The following is a 17470-nucleotide window of genomic DNA, read 5'->3' as shown; positions in this document are numbered from 1 at the left end:
GCTAAAGATCGTGAAACTAAAAATCCTTTTATAAAAAGATTAAAGGAAGCAGATGCGAGTCTTTACCAAGATATGGTAAAATATGGTCGTCGTAATATTGCTTGTTTAACAATTGCTCCAACAGGAACTACAAGTTTAATGACTCAAACTACTTCTGGAATTGAACCGGTATTTATGCCTGTTTATAAAAGAAGAAGAAAAGTTAACCCTAACGACAAAGATGTAAAAGTTGATTTTGTTGATGAGGTTGGCGATAGCTGGGAAGAGTTTGTGGTATTTCACCATAAATTCGTAAGCTGGATGGAAGCAAATAATATTAATGCTGCTCAGAATTTCACAAACGAGGAGATTGATGACTTAGTGAGAAAATCACCCTACTATAAAGCAACTTCGAACGATGTAGACTGGTTGCAAAAAGTTCGTATGCAGGGTAAGGTTCAAAAATGGGTTGATCACTCCATTAGTGTAACTGTAAATCTTCCTAACGATGTGCCAGAGTCTTTGGTTGGCGATTTGTATATTGAAGCATGGAAAAGTGGATGTAAAGGTTGTACTGTTTATCGCGATGGTTCTCGTTCGGGAGTATTAATTTCGAATGATGCCAAGGAAGAAGAAACAGGAATGCCAAAAAAACGTCCTGCAGAATTAGAGGCCGAGGTGGTTCGTTTCCAAAATAACAAAGAGAAATGGATTGCATTTATTGGATTGTACAAAGGAACACCTTACGAGATTTTTACCGGAATTGTAGATGATGATGAGGGAATTCTTTTACCAAAATCAGTAAATAAAGGAATTATTCTTAAGCGTAAAGATGAAGATGGAAGTACGCGATATGATTTCCAGTTTTGCAACAAACGTGGATTTAAGACTACATTTGAAGGATTGTCTTATAAGTTTGACAAGGAATTCTGGAACTACGCAAAACTAATTTCAGGAGTTCTTCGCCATGGAATGCCAATTGAGCAGGTTGTAAATCTTGTATCTGGTCTTCAGTTAGATAGTGAAAATATTAATACCTGGAAAAATGGTGTTGAGCGTGCTTTAAAAAAGTATATTCCTGATGGTACAAAAGCTAAAGGAGCCAAATGTGTTAATTGTGGATCCGATCAGGTGATTTATCAGGAAGGATGTTTGATTTGCCAATCTTGTGGTACTTCAAAATGTGGATAATATATGCTGTAAGCATATAAATATATATTGAAAGGAATCTGTTTTACAGATTCCTTTTTTTTTGTCAAATTTTAAGCGAAAGATAGTTATTAGTGATAATATGTAATTAAATATGCTCTTTAATATGTTTTATGTAATGATATAGTGCTATATTTGTTTCAATTTAGTTGAAGGGTTGTAATTGAGTAAATGCAATAACGATTCTTTAGGCATTAAGCTATATTTAAATTAACTGTTATCTGCAGTTATTTTTAAGCTACTAATTCTACACTTGCCAACAATATTGTTTAAAAATTTATTTCTGTTTAAAAGGGTTTTACCGCAAGGGAAGCCCTTTTATTAATATTATATAAAGTATAAAATCAATCTAAATTTATTAACATTTTATCATAAATAATCCTAACTTTGATAATAGGCTTAATAAATTGAAATTTATAATCGCAGAGATATGGATTTTTCCACAAATTACAATTGGGAAGACAAATTGCTTTTGATTGCAGAAGATGAGGATTTTAACTATATATTTTTAGAAGAGATATTAGCTGAAACGAAGGTGCGCCTAATTCGAGCCAGAGATGGACAGGAAGCAATCCGTTTGTTCGAAAGTAATCCAGATATAGATTTGATATTAATGGATATGCAAATGCCCATTATAAATGGTTACGATGCGACCAAAAGAATCAAAAAAATAAAAAAGGAAATTCCTATAATTGCTCAAACAGCTTTTCATTATGGCGAAGCTTATGACGAAATAATGGCTGCCGGCTGCGATGATTTCATTACAAAACCTATTGATATCGGCGGATTAAAAAATATTATCGCAAAATTTATATAATCTGCTCATTTTTGAAATTTCAATCCCGTTTTTTTTCTCATTTTCTTATCTTTGCTGTTCAATTAATGGATATTAAAGATGAGCGAAAAGAAAGTCAGAGTTCGATTTGCGCCTAGTCCAACCGGACCACTTCATATGGGTGGCGTAAGAACAGCCTTATTTAATTATTTATTTGCTAGACATAATAATGGCGAATTTTTACTTCGTATCGAGGATACAGATCAAACAAGATATGTACCAGGTGCCGAAGAATATATTGTTGAAGCATTACAATGGTGTGGAATTACCATTGACGAAGGTGCAACAGTTGGAGGAGAGTATGGCCCTTATCGTCAGTCAGAGCGTAAGCCGATGTATCGTGAGTATGCCGAGCAGTTAATAGCTTCGAATAACGCATATTATGCATTCGATACTTCCGAAGAGCTTGATGCTATCCGTAGCAAATACGAAGCAGAAAAGAAAACCTTTACATACAATCATGAAACTCGCGAGAGCTTAAACAACTCTTTGGCTTTATCGGCCGATGAGGTAAAAGCTAAAAAGGATGCTGGAGAAGCTTACGTGGTGCGTTTTAAAATGCCTGTTGGCGAGGAATTACATTTAGATGATGAGATTCGTGGTCACGTGGTGTTTAATACTTCTGCTTTAGATGATAAAGTGTTGTTTAAGTCGGATGGAATGCCTACCTATCACCTAGCGAATGTTGTTGATGATTATCTGATGAAAATTTCTCATGTAATTCGTGGGGAAGAGTGGTTGCCATCGATGCCATTGCATGTACTCTTATACCGATCTTTTGGATGGAGCGAAGATATGCCAAAATTTGCACACCTTCCTTTGATATTAAAGCCCGTTGGTAAAGGAAAGTTAAGTAAGCGCGATGGCGATAAATTAGGTTTTCCTGTATTTCCATTGGAATGGACAGATCCTAAATCAAATGAAATTTCATCGGGATACCGAGAAGGTGGATATTTTCCTGAGGCATTTGTGAATATGCTGGCTTTTTTGGGTTGGAATCCGGGAACGGAACAGGAAATTTTCTCAATGGAAGAATTGGCTCAAGCATTTTCTTTGGACCGTGTAGGTAAATCTGGTTCTAAGTTTGATCCAGAGAAAACAAAATGGTACAACCGTCAGTATTTAGTGCATAAATCGGATGAAGAAATAGGATCTTTATTTGCTGAGCAAGTGCTAACAGCAAAAGGAATTGAAGTAAATCAAGACATTGTTAATCGTGTTTGTGGCATGGTAAAAGATCGTGTCGATTTTATTTCTGAATTATGGAACCAGGTAAACTTCTTTTTTGAAGCACCTAAAGAATTCGAAGCCAAGCCTGTTAAAAAGGGATGGAAAGAAGATACTCCTGCATTAATGACCGAATTAATAGGTATATTAGAAGGAATTGAAGATTTTACATCAGCTAACACTGAAGAAATAGTGAAAGAATGGATTACTGCTAAAGAGATTGGCTTTGGTAAAGTGATGAATCCATTCCGTTTGGCTATGGTTGGTGCTGGTAAAGGCCCTCACATGTTCGATATTATTGAGATTCTTGGAAAAGAAGAAACCATTGCACGTTTAAATTTTGCTGTGGCGAATATTAAAAGATAATTGAGATTGATCTAAAATATAAACCATCTTCAGTATTGGAGGTGGTTTTTTTGTTTGCAGTTTTTACTTAGAGTGATATCCTCAATAAATATTGTGAATAGGTTAAGTCTATTTTTATTGGTAGTTTGAGTTTTGGTTGGAATACCGAATAAAAAAACCTGTTAGAATTTCAGATCCTAACAGGTTTGTATTGTGATGCTTTTAGCTATGTGCTGATCGCTTTTTTTACTTTTTCTTTTTTTGTGCTTTTGCCCATGAATCTTTTAAAGAAACAGTACGGTTAAAGATCAACTTATCGGCACTTGTATCTTTATCCACCGAGAAATATCCTAAACGAGTAAACTGGAAGTTTTGCTCAGGTGTTGCATCTTTCAAGAATGGTTCAACGTAACATTCACTTAAAACTTTTAAAGAATCGGGATTAATAAAATCTTTAAAATCCACATCTTTGTGTCCATCTGGAGCTTCATCGTTAAATAAGCGATCGTAAATACGAACTTCAGCTTTAGTAGCATGCTTAACAGATACCCAATGCAATGTTCCTTTTACTTTACGTTTACTTTCTTCTGATCCGCTACCACTTTTCGATTTTGGATCGTAAGTACAATGAATTTCAGTGATGTTGCCTTCGGCATCCTTCACAACATTTTCGCACATTACAATATAGGCTGCTTTTAAACGAACTTCGCGACCCGGAGTCATGCGGAAAAATTTACGAGGAGCATCTTCCATGAAATCTTCGCGTTCAATATATAATTCTCTGGAAAATGGAATTTCGCGTTTTCCGGCATTCTCATCTTCAGGATTATTATCGATGCTTAACATTTCTTCTGTACCTTCTTCGTAGTTGTCAATAATCAGCTTGACTGGGTTTAAAACACCCATTACGCGAGTAGCAATTTTATTCAAATCCTCTCGAACACAATGTTCTAGAAGCGATACATCAATAACATTGTTACGTTTTGCTACACCAATTGTATCTGCAAAATTACGAATAGATTTAGCAGTATAACCTCTGCGTCGTAAACCCGAAACGGTTGGCATTCGCGGATCATCCCATCCGTTAACGTGATTGTCTGTAACCAATTCCAGCAATTTCCGCTTACTCATTACTGTATAGCTCAGGTTTAAGCGAGCAAATTCACGTTGCTTTGGGCGATACTCTGTGTCGGTAATATTATTAACAAACCATTCGTAAAGTGGACGGTGAACTTCGAATTCCAAAGTACAAATAGAGTGTGTTATTCCTTCGATATAATCCGATTCGCCATGTGCATAGTCGTACATTGGGTAAATGCACCACTTGTCGCCTGTACGGTGATGATGAGCATGCATAATACGATACATTAAAGGATCGCGCATGTGCATATTTGGTGAAGCCATGTCAATTTTAGCTCGCAACACTTTTTCTCCATCCTTAAATTCACCTTTTTTCATTCTCTCGAATAAATCAAGATTCTCTTCGACGCTACGATTTCGGAAAGGACTCTCGGTTCCGGGAACCGTTGGAGTCCCTTTTTGTTCGGCTATTTGTTCTGCAGTTTGATCATCAACATAAGCTTTGCCGTCGGTAATTAACTTAACAGCCCAAGTGTACAACTGATCAAAATAATCTGAGGTATATAAAGGATCCCCACTCCACTCAAATCCTAGCCACTTAATGTCTTCCATAATGGAGTCAACGTACTCTGTATCTTCTTTTACAGGATTGGTATCGTCGAAACGCAGGTTACATTTTCCCTGGTATTGCTGGGCAAGGCTAAAGTTTAGGCATATCGACTTAGCGTGACCGATGTGTAGGTATCCGTTTGGTTCTGGTGGGAATCGTGTGTGTACTCTACCATCATTCACATTGTTTTTCAGATCTTCTTCTATGATCTGCTGGATAAAATTAAGAGATTTGCTTTCGTTAACATTCTCTTCTTTTACATTTTTGTTATCCATACTACTCAATTTAAAATGATACATTATTTGCCTTGCCTTTCGCACTGAACTGCAGAAATTTAAATTTATAATAAATAAATTAATCTGTTTTTATCAGAACGAAAAAACAAAAGTAGATAAAATACACTAAATTCGTTTCAAATTAAGTCATAAAGAAGAGTTGGTAGAGGATAAAGTTTGAAGTAAAAAGGAGAAAGTGGTAAAATTTCAAGAATCATATCCCAAATCTCACAATGGTTTTGGAACTTGGGTTTTGGAATTTGAATTTTCTTACTTTAATTTCGCCAAACATTATTAATGCAAACACAGATGGGAATTATTGAATTAGAAGGACTGGAATTTTACGCATATCATGGTTGTTTTAAAGAAGAACAGATTGTGGGAAATAAATTTACAGTTTATGTGCGAATGGAATACGATGCCGAAAAAGCTGCTAAAAGCGACTATATTAACGATGCATTGAATTATCAGCGGGCTTATGAGATGATTAAAGAACAACTGCAAATTAAATCGCATTTGTTAGAACATGTTTGCAATAGAATACTGGATACTTTGTACGATAATTTCCCGGAATTAAAGCATGCAAAGGTGAAAGTATCTAAAATGAACCCTCCAATGGGTGGACAAATAGAAAAAGTTAGTTTAACTTTATCGAGGTAATTGTTTGATTAAGATTAGATTGTAATTCTACTGTAAATTTTTTCTTACAAAAGCTTAAAAAAGTTTGTTCAGATGAAACCAAAATTTATATCTTTGCAACGCCTTTAAGGAAAAAGGGTCTCTTGGCCGAGTGGCTAGGCAGTGGTCTGCAAAACCATCTACGGCGGTTCGAATCCGCCAGAGACCTCTAAATAAATTTATAAAGCCCTAATTCTTAACGAGTTGGGGCTTTTCTATTTTTAGGTGTTGCCGCTTTTGTTGCCGTTTTACTTTTTTAAGTTATAATGGTTTAGAGATAAAATTATAAATCCTCAAAGTGATAGTTTTGAGAATTTATGAAATATGACGTTTGAAGTTTAGTCCCAACAGAACCCAGTTCAAAAACCCCTATATGCTGAACACTAGTTTTTTATGGGATTGGGAATGTTTTAATGTCCCCATATTTGTCCCCATCTAGAAATTTTCATTAATTATTTAGTTTAGCGTGTGTTAGCTGGTTTTTTTACAAATTCACCAATATTAACAGATTCAAAAGATATTACGTTTCGATTATCAAAAACATCTCCGGTATACCCAAGAGTCCTAAGAAGATACAATCTCAATCCAAATTGAGCATTATTTAAATCTTTGATTGGATTAACATTTCCAAATCTACCATTATGAGCCACCTCATGACGTAATCCAACTAATTTAGAGAAGTCGATCTCAAGTTTACTATTCAGGCCTATTTTACAAATAACCTCAATTGTATATGCTTTAGTTGATTTGTGATTTAATATCTTTCTATTGTTTGTTAAAATTGAGAAAAATCGGTCAACCTACTTCCTCACCGATGGAATAACAACCTGTGCTATACAACGGCTATTAAATAAAGTATTTACCAATCTGACTTTTCAGTTTCGGTATAACTGAAATATTTGTCAAAATCATTATTAAAAGATGTAATCATATCCTGAATAGGTTTATTTTTTCTAAATTCATTTTTATTATTTTTTACAGTATAATCTCCAAATGAATATGATACATTGGACGTTAATATTATTCCTCCAGTATTTATTCCTCCCGATACAGGTTCAAAGACTATGTTTTTAATAGTTACTCGATATTTATTTTCTTTTAATTCTATTTTTATATAACATGTAAAGTCACCTGAGTTGACAAATCGATTACCTCTTTGAATAGCGACATTGGTTCTGTTTGAATTTCCAATAAAACTACTATCTAAATACTCCAAATTAGAAGTGAACTTTTGATTCTTGAAAAACACATCTAATTTATTTTTAAGTTCCTCTATGGAACCATCTAATGGATATACTTTTTGCCATGAAACTGTTTTATCATTATTCAAGATAAAATTATTTGTTTTCTCTTGCCCTAATGCATTGATGGCAAACAGAATAAATAAACCGACAAATATTGCTTTCATAATTAATTTAAATTATTTGTTTTTTTTGTTTATAACAATTGAATAACCTCTCTTGTATGTGGTTAGACTAGATTTCCAACATAAATCTAATCATACTAACTTTATATGGAAATAATGGGGTGACCTATCTTCTTAAATATTATTGCCATCTTTTGGTAAACTACACACAGCTTTTGATTCTCTATTTGTAAATTGTTGACGAATTTGAAATATTGTTAATATTATTCCTAATATAATCCCTATACCAACCAATATCTTCCATGATACTCTGAATATCTTATGTGCTTTAGTTTCTAAATTTAGGTTGTTGTGCAAATCTTTATAATTAACATCCCTATATGTAGCGATTCCCAATTTTTGCTTACTAGATAAATCTATCACACTTCCACTCTTAATGAGTAATTTAAAAATAGATTCAAGTTCTTGTTTTGATATTTTCATATCAATTTGATTTAAATACAATTCTCTTGACTTAATCAATATTCTAATAATTTTTTTAACATTCTTCTTTTTCATGTTGCTTCAATTATGATTCACTTTAAATATCATACATTAAAGAGTTTGTAAATTCTTACTAAAATATCAAATTTCAATTAAGATTCATACTGTCAAACTTGTCAATTTTTCAATTCGGAAAATTACATTTTAAAGAAGTCGTTATCTCGATAATTAGATGAGCTAATTATTGAGAAAAGGAATGATGTGTTTCTATTCGGGAATAAAAGGGCATAACATTAGACGAATATCCACTTTTCAGAGAATAAAATGGAATAATAGAGTTATTAGGAGTTTTTTATCCAGTTATGAATTAGATCATATCCCGATTGTATCTAGATCGCTTATCTAGTATCTACATCGATGATTTATCCTACCTGATTTGTCTTTCCAATGGCAAAGCAATTTTACAGGGTGTTAATTTTCATTTCTCTAATTACAGAGAATTAAACTTATAGATAAGCTAGTTTAAAGGGGATTTAAGGGGTGTTTACCTAGATATTAACTAGTTTTCATCCCGATATTAACTAGATCTCTTATCTAGTTATGAGGATTGAAAAAGTAGTTTTGCTTTCTTAAATTAAAATGATAAATACTCAAAGTGATAGTTTTAAGGATTTATAAAGTGTAACACTTTGTAAGCACACTTTTATTCGCTAAAAAAATCAGTTATTAAGGTAGGAAAATCAGTTTTAGAACTGCCTTTATTTGAAGCAGTAAAATTTCCTTCTGCAGATATTGGCCCAAAACATTCAACACATTTTATTGTATATCTTACGGTATGGATATTACTATTTTTCATTTTAAGTAGTTCTTCATTTGTCAATTGATAAGCGGATGAAGCAATATCATCAACGTTGTCATTAATATCCCTGTCAATGCAAGATATTACCGTTCCATCATCAAGATAGATAATTAGTTTTCCACTTATCCTTACTGTGGATACAGTTTTTTTACTTACAATAAAAACTCCTGACATTTCATTCTTACCAAATAACACCTTCAAGTCTGTAACCTCAGAATCGGCTGAATTGGATTTTAATGTGAATGTTTCTGTGCAGGGATAGCTTTTTTCACCAATGAAAAAAAAATCCTGTCCTTTTCCTGTTAGGGTAAAGAACATTGTTGCAGTTAAAATAATGAGGCATTTTTTCATATTTCCTTTAATTAAATTGGTGTTAACGTTAGTGAAATATCAATATTATTTCTTTTAAAAAGTCAATTTATAGATTTTTAATTAAGATTCATATTGTCAAACCTAATAAAATTGAATAATTGGAATAGGTTAGAAAGATTAAACATACTAATAATAGAGCTAGTATAAAGGGTTCTTAAGGGGTGTTTATCCAGTTTATAACCCGATCGTATCTAGATCTCTTATCTCGCTATAAGGGTTAAAAAAGCCAATTAATATTTCATTGGCTCTGATCATAACTGACTCGAAGTTTTAAATATTAGTTGGCTCGATAACAAATATAAAATTGCCTGGTAATTACACATCTTCGTTTTCCTCGGACTGCAGCATGTAGGTTTGTAAGGTGCTAAATATTTCTATTTGCTCTTCATTGGATTTTGAAAAGAGGACATAAAGCATTTGCACAAAATTGCTCTGTGTATCAGGTTTCATTTTTCTAATAGCATTAATAATTTGTTTTTCCTCAGTACTGTATTGATCTGAGAATTTGCCAAGACCATTTGTAGGTGTTGGAATTAGAGTATTTGTAAAAGCACCTAAGATTGATTGAATAGCAGGCATTTTTGTAATTGCCGTAACGGTTTCTTTTGTGGTGTTCGTTCTGGCTTCTTCAAGTTCTATAGTATATTTATCTTTTAGCTTGCTAATTTCATCCTTCAGCTTTACTATTGTGAATTCCTGTTTTAGATTTTTCTCTTCTAAAATTTTGATTTTTTCCTCGTATTCTTCTTTTAGCTTTGTAATAAAATTGAAGTGTTCTCTTTCTACGGTTCGTAATTCAACTGAAAGGTGTTGATTTATTTGCTGATGTTCGTAGGTATCAATTTCATTTTCGAAATTAGAATTATCTAATTCTCTTTCTTTTGCTCTTAATCGTTTTGCCTTGTTGATGCAAGATGTAGAACAGTATTTACTATCGGGTCTCTTGTTCACAATTGGTTTTCCGCAAATTTTACATTCCATTTTTAATTCAGTTTTAGTTAATGATTTATTTTAAAATTCCTGTCTTTTCTCTATTTGTATTCATTTTAGCGTATACCCTTTGGGTTGTACAGTAATACTTATCAAATAGGGTATAAACAGCCCTGTTTTGTGTATTCATTTGGGTGTTGCTAAAATGAACACGCTTTTTGTGTATCGATATACTTTTTTACTCGTTGAACGGTGGTCTTGGATTTTTTTACCAGTTTGGCAATATTCCTAATCGATTTTCCATCCTCCAATAGTTCGATAATATCCGCATGTTGTTTCTCGAATTGTTCTTTGGTCATTTTTCCTTTTCCAGCATGAAGCTTATAAACTCCTTTGGCCTTGGCAATGGCAATACCTTCTGACTGTCTGTCTTTGATTCTGTCATATTCCATTTTTGCAGCCAAAACCATAAGAGCAGACATGAAATCAAACATTTGGTTATAATGACCATCTATGTAGCTTTTCATTCCAATTTTGTAAATGGTAACTGTTATCTGATTTTTTTTCATCAGTCCCAGTGTATTTAAAACATCGGGAACGCTTCTACCTAGTCGGTCAAAGTCATAAACAACTAATTCGGATATTTTATCTTTTCGAACTGCATCAATAATGATTTTACCGCTTGGCCTCTCTGCAAATGGCATCATACCAGAATATTTATCTATGACTAATTCACCTTTAATATCTTTTAGTCCATCAACCTGTCTATCTTCATTCTGCCCTACGGTTGATACTCTGGCATATTTGTAGATTCTCTTATCTGTGTTCATGCTGTTTTTAGTTTATTTTTAGGGTTGATATCTTTTGTTTCTGTTTTCTTTTCAAATTCCTTTATAAAGTACCTTGCTGCTGATCCGTGGAAGTATCTTTTTCTCCCATGAGCAGAAACAACTATTGAGGTTTTTCTCATAGTTTTTCCTTTAGGATGATTTCTTTTATTTTTGGGATTGGTAGTTCTAACAAGCTGTAACTGGCTACCGATTTCCTTGATGATTTTGGTTATCTCTTTTTCCTGCTTTAGTCTCTTGGTTTTTCTTTTTTCTGAAATTTTCAGGTTATAAGCTTTATCTCTGCATTTTCTGTTATCAGAGCAGTATTTTGAACCTTTTCTTTGATCTGTGATTTCCTTTCCACACACTTCACAATATCTTTTTTCTTTTTTTACCTCCCCTTGGTCGGTCGAATCGCACCATACAATACATGGTGTATCTGTCTTCTTTTTTGTTGCGTTTTTGCTATTGGATTCAATCCAAGATTGAAGGCTTTCAAATTCGGTGTATCTGTCCCCTTTTTTTGTGCGTGAAAAAGCTTGAAGTTCTAATAGTATCAGGTCTTTCAGGATAGTTTTAATGTTACGTTTAGCATACTTGTTTATGAGCGTTTCCAGTAGCTTTTTGTTTTTGTTTCGCTCTTTTCTGCAACGATCATCCTTAATCCACCAATCGGGGTTTCTTAAATCTTTAAATATGCTTTTGTACTTGACTGGTAGTTTTCTGGTTGTTTTAATCTGATCCCACTCAAAGAAGATAGTTTCATCAATGAATTTCAAATACTTGTCTTTGATTAATTTGGATAGCTTTTCTTTGTTCAGAAGGTCAGAGAGTGTTAGGATACCGTAGTTTTCAACCGCTCTCATTTTGGTAAACTTGGTTTCAATTCGAAGCATTTCAGATTGTAAACAAGATTGTTCCATCTTATCGTAGAACTTATAGGTAGTATTTGCAGTTTTAAAGCGGTAACCGTAGCCTGCTTTTCCGCTGATTTCCATATCGGAACGTTCTACACCTTTGCAATATAAGATGCTATCCAGAAAAATTTTAGTATCTATTTTGGAATTGGAAGTATCAAGATTCAAACCGATTTCGAAACCTCTTAAAATTGCTTGTTCAGGAACAACTCCAAACTCTGATAATTGGCTAACAGCCTTTGTAAAATCATCAAAGGTAAAGCGATCGCCATTGTGTAAACCATCATTGTAGTATTTGTGTATAGAACCTTTTATTTTAACTTTCCCTTTTGGTTCTATGATGAATTCCAAGCCATTATAATATGCCTTTTGACTACCTATTAACTCACCAGTATCAACAGAAGTAAGAACATTGAATTTCAGCTTTGAATGATTTGTCCAAAGGCTGATATCAAAGTCTGTTAGTTCTATGGTAATTCCGTCTATCAAGGGTCAGAAAAGAGTAATAAAAGTGGTTAATTAATTGTTGGAAAAATGGTGTATGCGTCACTAAAAAAATGTGCGTTCTCGTTATTTATTTTAGTAATTTTTTTAAAATATACAGACTTTAGAAAATGGTGTATTCGTACCAATTTTATATGCGTTTTTTATTCTGTATTGCCTGCGAATAAAGAAGTGTCTTGTAATTTTAGTGTGTCGTTTTTTATAGCTTGTCAGCATATTTTGTGCCGTCAAGATTTGCCATGATTTCTTCTTTTTTATAAAAGGCTCTATTTCCAAGTTTATAACGGTTCAGAATACCTTTTTTAGCCCAATCGTTTAAAGTAGGAGGGGTAATGCTCAACCATTCCATTACTTCTTTTGGGCTTAATAAAGTAGCTGAATTATTTGGCTTAACGTATTCTGCTAGTTCCGCTAGCTTTTTATTCATTGCCGTAAATTGTTTGATTATATCGGCTGAACTCATTTCTGATACTTGTAATATTTTTTCTGTCATTTGTTATTAATTTTTGGGGTCGTTACAATTTAATTTTATCAATCATAGAGTCAATATCCTGTGATTCTTTGCGATATTCCTCTAAAACCTCTTCTGTGGCAGTCAATATTTTCTTAATAGTTTTATTTGTAGGTTTTTTTGTGCCTAAAAAGAAGTGAACAATCAATGATCTAGAACAATCACTCTTTTCTGCTATTCGTTTTTTTGCTCCACGTGGTAGATTTTTCCCTAGTTCTAATATTTTGTCTATCTTTCGCATAACTTATTAAATAATCGATTAGTAATCGTCATATAGTTCTTTTAGAACTTTTCTGTACACACAAATGTAGGTGCTATATACATCTTTTGCAACTTATTTGTGAGTTCTATAAGATGTATTTATTTGTGTAACATGGAACAATCTGCAAACCAAAGGCTTAAAGAGATTAGAATTGGCAATAATTTTTCACAAGAGGAATTTGCAAATGAAATTGGTGTATCATTATCTGGATATCAATTAATAGAACAAGGGAAAAGAGACGTGAATACCAAAATTCTTGAAGTTCTGAATGATAAATTTGGAGTCTCTGCTGATTGGCTTTTATTTGGAGAAAAGATCCCTAGAGATGATTTAAAATCTCTTATTAAGGATTTTCATCAAGTTGATTTTGTAGATATGATCATACATAAGTATATAAACTCATGGGGTAAAGTACTTATGTTCTATTCTGCAAAAGAACAACAGTATGAATTGGTGGAAATGATAAAAAGTACAATACGTAAAACTAATAAGTATGTTAGTCGATTAAATAAATTGTCATTTACTGTTAATTCGGAAATTGCAGATTATGCAATAGATCCAAATGATGGAGCATCTGATAAAGTAAAATTGAGTATTAAGAATTATTTCTGTGTAGTATATGAAGTTATTGAATTTTTAGGTCAGATGACTTACGATTTTAATCCAGTAGATGAAGAAGGGTACGATTGTTCAGAAGATATTTTTTTGGAAGCAGAAGAATGCTTTGATTCTATCATGAATAACTTTGAGAAAGATGCAGAGGAATTTTTAAAAAGTAGAGAGTAACAGTATTTGAGCTCTTATTAGATAAAATGAAAGCCACATAGTTGTTAAACTGTGTGGCTTTTTCGTGTACTAGTTTTAAGTAATTGCATTTATTTATTGATCTTGCCAAGAATATCATCGATAGGCTCATGAGTGTTGACTAGCACATCGTTTCCTAGGCATATTGATATATACTTAGTGAATTCAGTTATTTTTTTATTTGATCAACAAAAACAATAACTCTTTTGTTCTTTACATTTTTTACTTCAATAAATTTCATTGTTTTAGATTAAATTATTTAAATGTTGTTATTTGATATCGCATTGGTGGGATAACTTAAAAATATTGCCAGTAAATTTTTCTAATTAAGTCTAATGTATTTTTAATTCTAAAAGACTTCGTTTATAATACTTGATTTTAATTTATAATTATCAAAATATCTACAGAGTCTTCCTTTAACTATTGCAGGGTTTATTTTGTTGGAATTCGAGAATCTAGTTATAATGTTATCATCAAAACAATATATTGAACCTTTATTACCTACAAATTCTTTCCATTTGTTTTGAGATATTAAATTGTATTCTGCAAATTGATTTGCTTCAATTTCTTCTTTACTTTTTTTATATTTTTCCTCTTCTAATTTAGGGTCGATGTCTATGAACTCAGCCTTATTATCATTCAATAAATGTTCAAATATATGACCCAATTCATGAAATAAGGTAAAAGCAAAGTAGTCTAATCTTTTAAATCTTAAAGACAATCCTATTGCTGGGTTTCCATCACTCCAAAAAGAAACTCCATCAATAGGTGTTTTTTCACCTTTATTCTGGGTGATGAGTTTAATTCCATTTTCTGATAGAATTTTCTCAACTCTATTGATAACATTCACATTCTCAAATAAAACTTCTTTTATTGAGGTTAAAATTCTATCCTTATTATCGTAATTGAATTTGCTTATGATTTTACTATCTGCCTTAAATTGAACTAGTTTAATCCAAGCAATAACATTTTTATTATCTACTTTGTCGCTTTTGTATTGTCTAAATCTCACATAATTAGGCTGAACAGATAAACTAGCAAATTGCTCAAATTCATTAATGCCGTACATAGCTTTAATGTTCGGTATATCTTCAATAGGATCTCCTGTTACTACTTTTTCTTTCTTTAGAAAATTATAGGGAATTAGTGTTTTGAGATATTTCAATTGTTCGATAGCATCTATTTGCTTTTGATTTCTTGCTTCAACCTTTGCCTTATCTAAATCATAATTTCTTTGAAGTTCTAACCAATATTCAGCATCAATTTCTAAAGCAGATTCAATTAAAATAGCTAGGTCAGCATTAATGTTTCTTTTACCTTTTATTATTTCGTTTAATTGACTTTTTCTAATGCCTATTAGTTTTGCAAATTCTACCTGTGAAATTTCATTTGCTTCCAATTCATCCAGTAAAATTTCGCCTGGGTGTGTTGCAACAAATGGGGTTAATTTATCAATTGTTTTCATGGTCTGTGGTCTGTTAGTCTGTAGGTCTGGTTTCTATTTTTCGTAGTGTTTGCTGAGATCTTCGATTTCAAGTAGGTCTATGTTTAAGTTACCTGATTCGGTGGAGCTTTCTTTAAACAATATTCTGTATTGCTTATTAACCCAAACAGCACTAATGCCATTTAGATCACCTATTTTTTTTTCATATCGTAAGCTTTTTATTTGATGCAGCTGTTCGATTCGTGTTATTGATTTTAATTTATTAATTGTTTTAACATACTGTTTGACTAGTTGTGGGTTAGATTTGTATTCTTTGTATGCTTTTACATTGCCTATAAATAGGTCTTCAAGATAACTTTTGCTAAAAACTATATTCATGGTTTGGGTTTCAATGCATAGTATAAGCTTGTAAATTTGACTTAGTGTCAATAAATTATACTACAAAAGTAATAAAAAGTTCGCAATATTGTGAACTTTTAATGCAATTTAACATTTCGAGATGTTTTCAACTATATGGCTTTATCCGTAAAAAATGGATGTTGTGCCATTCTATCGGCTTGTTGTTCTTTGGTTACTTTGATGTATTTCATAAATGAGCTTTCAGTGGTATGTGTACTAATAGCCATTATATCGATAACAGGAACACCAGCTAGATAAGCATTTGTACAAAAGCTACGTCTTGCCGTGTGGGTTTTTATAAGAGTGTACTTAGGAACGTGTTTATTCACTTTTAAGCCGCCTTTAGATTTGCTAGTACTTTCGATGTCGTCAAGCTCTGCAAGTTCTCCTACCTCTTTTATTTTATAGTTAATTGATTGGTCAGCCATTTTCTTAGGAGGTTTCCCGTCATTCTTTTCTAATATTGCTACTACAATCGGGTGCAATGGTATAACGACCTTTTGTCCTGTTTTTTGAGTATCAACTTTTAGCCTATAACCGTCAAGTCGTTTAATAATGTTTTCGGGTTTTAGATCATTAAAATCTGAAACTCGTAAGCCTGTAAAAGCACCAATCAAAAATAAATCTCTAGCCCTTTCGTGTAGAGGTTTATCTGATAAATCGAGATTATACATTTTCTTTAGTTCGTTAACGGTTAGGTAGATATTGTCTACTTCTTCTTTAAGAACTACGAAGCGTTTACTTCTAAAACTTAAGTTGTTGGTTAATTCTTGTTCTACAGCTTCACCCATAAACGTTTTAAGATTCTTTATGTGTTTGCCTGTATTATTGGTGGCATAGTTTTTAGTGTTACACCATGCAATAAAATCATAATAGAAATCGAGTGTAATCACTTCAAAGGAAAGGTGATATTTGGCCGTTTCAAATAGCTCTAGAACTGCTTTAGTTCCTTTAAGGCTCTTTATTGTTCCTAGGGTAATTGGTCGTCCTGTACTTGGGTTTATTTTTCCTTCATAGCTTTTTATGACTTTGTCTATAAATCCAAAAAAGCTTTTTTCTTTTTCGTTGACTGGTGAAAAATAGTTATCAAGGAATTTTTTTAAACTGTGCTTCGATAAAGGTAAGCCATCAACTATACATCCATCGACAAAAGCAGTTACTTCATTTTCAAGATTATTAAGCAAGCTATTTATTGAAACTTTATTTTTTGCAGCTGCAACATTTCGCACCCTTTGATCTTTCCAATATTTAGGGATTACTTTTATTCCAATTGGATATACCAATTTTTCGCCTTTTAGACGGTAGACTAAATGTATTGGGGTTTCGGTCTCGCTTTTCGGAGATCTTAAAGTGAATCGAACATTTGACATTAGCTTATCTCTTTATTTGATTTGCTAAAGATATACTATTTTAAAGTTGTTGCCGCTTTTGTTGCCGCTTTTTCTTTATTTTATCTTAATCGGCTTAATTTACTTTTACACCTAATAATTCCTGCATGCATTGTATTTGTTAAGGTGTATCGGTTTTTGTAGTGTGGTTGAATAGTTTAGA

General features: G+C 32.6%; 16 protein-coding genes, 1 tRNA gene and 1 pseudogene. 6 read left to right on the top strand and 12 right to left on the bottom strand.

All coding sequences use genetic code 11. The features are described 5' to 3' along the window. The 3 genes and pseudogenes from ACT3CE_RS16385 to gltX form a co-directional block, all read left to right on the top strand. Positions 1 to 1170 (top strand): annotated as a pseudogene (locus ACT3CE_RS16385) (adenosylcobalamin-dependent ribonucleoside-diphosphate reductase); the annotation flags it as partial. Between the two features lie 448 nt (positions 1171 to 1618). Beyond that, a complete protein-coding gene (locus tag ACT3CE_RS16380) occupies positions 1619 to 2005 on the top strand; it encodes a response regulator (protein WP_444710852.1) in 387 nt (128 codons plus the stop codon). A 78-nt stretch (positions 2006 to 2083) separates the two neighbouring features. Beyond that, entirely contained in the window at positions 2084 to 3616 is a 1533-nt protein-coding gene (gene gltX / locus ACT3CE_RS16375) for a glutamate--tRNA ligase (protein WP_444710851.1), read from the top strand. A 225-nt stretch (positions 3617 to 3841) separates the two neighbouring features. Here the strand turns inward: gltX and ACT3CE_RS16370 are convergent, their stop codons facing one another. Beyond that, complete coding sequence (locus ACT3CE_RS16370) at positions 3842 to 5560, bottom strand: glutamine--tRNA ligase/YqeY domain fusion protein (protein WP_444710850.1); 1719 nt, start codon at positions 5558 to 5560, stop codon at positions 3842 to 3844. Positions 5561 to 5857: 297 nt separating this feature from the next. Between ACT3CE_RS16370 and folB the strand changes: the two genes are divergently transcribed. Both folB and ACT3CE_RS16360 read left to right on the top strand, forming a co-directional pair. Beyond that, the gene (gene folB / locus ACT3CE_RS16365; RefSeq protein ID WP_444710849.1) at positions 5858 to 6220 is read left to right on the top strand and encodes a dihydroneopterin aldolase; all 363 of its coding nucleotides are present in this window, start codon (positions 5858 to 5860) and stop codon (positions 6218 to 6220) included. 116 nt (positions 6221 to 6336) lie between these two features. After that, positions 6337 to 6407, top strand: a tRNA-Cys gene (locus ACT3CE_RS16360). Positions 6408 to 7097: 690 nt separating this feature from the next. Here the strand turns inward: ACT3CE_RS16360 and ACT3CE_RS16355 are convergent. From ACT3CE_RS16355 to ACT3CE_RS16320, 8 genes are all read right to left on the bottom strand, one after another. Next, positions 7098 to 7646: a hypothetical protein gene (locus tag ACT3CE_RS16355; protein ID WP_444710848.1), complete on the bottom strand. Its 549-nt coding sequence runs from the start codon at positions 7644 to 7646 to the stop codon at positions 7098 to 7100. Between the two features lie 132 nt (positions 7647 to 7778). After that, on the bottom strand, positions 7779 to 8162 hold the full coding sequence (locus ACT3CE_RS16350) for a hypothetical protein (RefSeq protein WP_444710847.1): 384 nt from the start codon (positions 8160 to 8162) through the stop codon (positions 7779 to 7781). 628 nt (positions 8163 to 8790) lie between these two features. After that, entirely contained in the window at positions 8791 to 9297 is a 507-nt protein-coding gene (locus ACT3CE_RS16345) for a hypothetical protein (protein ID WP_444710846.1), read from the bottom strand. Positions 9298 to 9633: 336 nt separating this feature from the next. Next, positions 9634 to 10299, bottom strand: a complete 666-nt coding sequence (locus ACT3CE_RS16340; RefSeq protein WP_444710845.1) for a hypothetical protein — start codon at positions 10297 to 10299, stop codon at positions 9634 to 9636. 149 nt (positions 10300 to 10448) lie between these two features. After that, complete coding sequence (locus tag ACT3CE_RS16335) at positions 10449 to 11078, bottom strand: recombinase family protein (RefSeq protein ID WP_444710844.1); 630 nt, start codon at positions 11076 to 11078, stop codon at positions 10449 to 10451. Continuing rightward, positions 11075 to 12484: a hypothetical protein gene (locus tag ACT3CE_RS16330; protein ID WP_444710843.1), complete on the bottom strand. Its 1410-nt coding sequence runs from the start codon at positions 12482 to 12484 to the stop codon at positions 11075 to 11077. The genes ACT3CE_RS16335 and ACT3CE_RS16330 overlap by 4 nt, the downstream gene beginning before the upstream one ends. Before the next feature lie 214 nt (positions 12485 to 12698). Next, positions 12699 to 12992, bottom strand: coding sequence for a helix-turn-helix domain-containing protein (locus ACT3CE_RS16325; RefSeq protein ID WP_444710842.1), 294 nt, complete (start codon positions 12990 to 12992; stop codon positions 12699 to 12701). Positions 12993 to 13014: 22 nt separating this feature from the next. Further along, positions 13015 to 13251, bottom strand: coding sequence for a hypothetical protein (locus tag ACT3CE_RS16320; protein ID WP_444710841.1), 237 nt, complete (start codon positions 13249 to 13251; stop codon positions 13015 to 13017). Between the two features lie 132 nt (positions 13252 to 13383). Between ACT3CE_RS16320 and ACT3CE_RS16315 the strand changes: the two genes are divergently transcribed. Continuing rightward, positions 13384 to 14058: a helix-turn-helix domain-containing protein gene (locus ACT3CE_RS16315; protein WP_444710840.1), complete on the top strand. Its 675-nt coding sequence runs from the start codon at positions 13384 to 13386 to the stop codon at positions 14056 to 14058. A 367-nt stretch (positions 14059 to 14425) separates the two neighbouring features. On the opposite strand, the gene ACT3CE_RS16310 is transcribed toward ACT3CE_RS16315, so the two are convergent. The 3 genes from ACT3CE_RS16310 to ACT3CE_RS16300 form a co-directional block, all read right to left on the bottom strand. Beyond that, a complete protein-coding gene (locus ACT3CE_RS16310) occupies positions 14426 to 15541 on the bottom strand; it encodes a HigA family addiction module antitoxin (RefSeq protein ID WP_444710839.1) in 1116 nt (371 codons plus the stop codon). A gap of 33 nt (positions 15542 to 15574) precedes the next feature. After that, the gene (locus tag ACT3CE_RS16305) at positions 15575 to 15898 is read right to left on the bottom strand and encodes a hypothetical protein (RefSeq protein WP_444710838.1); all 324 of its coding nucleotides are present in this window, start codon (positions 15896 to 15898) and stop codon (positions 15575 to 15577) included. A gap of 131 nt (positions 15899 to 16029) precedes the next feature. Continuing rightward, a complete protein-coding gene (locus ACT3CE_RS16300; protein ID WP_444710837.1) occupies positions 16030 to 17202 on the bottom strand; it encodes a tyrosine-type recombinase/integrase in 1173 nt (390 codons plus the stop codon). Between the last annotated feature and the right edge of the window lie 268 nt (positions 17203 to 17470).

It is taken from the genome of Marinifilum sp. RC60d5 (assembly GCF_052400665.1).
Lineage (GTDB): Bacteria > Bacteroidota > Bacteroidia > Bacteroidales > Marinifilaceae > JBQTGK01.
This window is presented reverse-complemented; position numbering and strand designations above follow the sequence as displayed.

Coding starts and splice junctions, on each gene's coding strand:
- ACT3CE_RS16370 (WP_444710850.1), bottom strand. CDS start 5,560: ATGGATAACAAAAATGTAAAAGAAGAGAATGTTAACGAAAGCAAATCT.
- ACT3CE_RS16345 (WP_444710846.1), bottom strand. CDS start 9,297: ATGAAAAAATGCCTCATTATTTTAACTGCAACAATGTTCTTTACCCTA.
- ACT3CE_RS16310 (WP_444710839.1), bottom strand. CDS start 15,541: ATGAAAACAATTGATAAATTAACCCCATTTGTTGCAACACACCCAGGC.
- ACT3CE_RS16335 (WP_444710844.1), bottom strand. CDS start 11,078: ATGAACACAGATAAGAGAATCTACAAATATGCCAGAGTATCAACCGTA.
- ACT3CE_RS16340 (WP_444710845.1), bottom strand. CDS start 10,299: ATGGAATGTAAAATTTGCGGAAAACCAATTGTGAACAAGAGACCCGAT.
- ACT3CE_RS16380 (WP_444710852.1), top strand. CDS start 1,619: ATGGATTTTTCCACAAATTACAATTGGGAAGACAAATTGCTTTTGATT.
- ACT3CE_RS16350 (WP_444710847.1), bottom strand. CDS start 8,162: ATGAAAAAGAAGAATGTTAAAAAAATTATTAGAATATTGATTAAGTCA.
- ACT3CE_RS16325 (WP_444710842.1), bottom strand. CDS start 12,992: ATGACAGAAAAAATATTACAAGTATCAGAAATGAGTTCAGCCGATATA.
- folB (WP_444710849.1), top strand. CDS start 5,858: ATGCAAACACAGATGGGAATTATTGAATTAGAAGGACTGGAATTTTAC.
- ACT3CE_RS16355 (WP_444710848.1), bottom strand. CDS start 7,646: ATGAAAGCAATATTTGTCGGTTTATTTATTCTGTTTGCCATCAATGCA.
- ACT3CE_RS16320 (WP_444710841.1), bottom strand. CDS start 13,251: ATGCGAAAGATAGACAAAATATTAGAACTAGGGAAAAATCTACCACGT.
- gltX (WP_444710851.1), top strand. CDS start 2,084: ATGAGCGAAAAGAAAGTCAGAGTTCGATTTGCGCCTAGTCCAACCGGA.
- ACT3CE_RS16315 (WP_444710840.1), top strand. CDS start 13,384: ATGGAACAATCTGCAAACCAAAGGCTTAAAGAGATTAGAATTGGCAAT.
- ACT3CE_RS16305 (WP_444710838.1), bottom strand. CDS start 15,898: ATGAATATAGTTTTTAGCAAAAGTTATCTTGAAGACCTATTTATAGGC.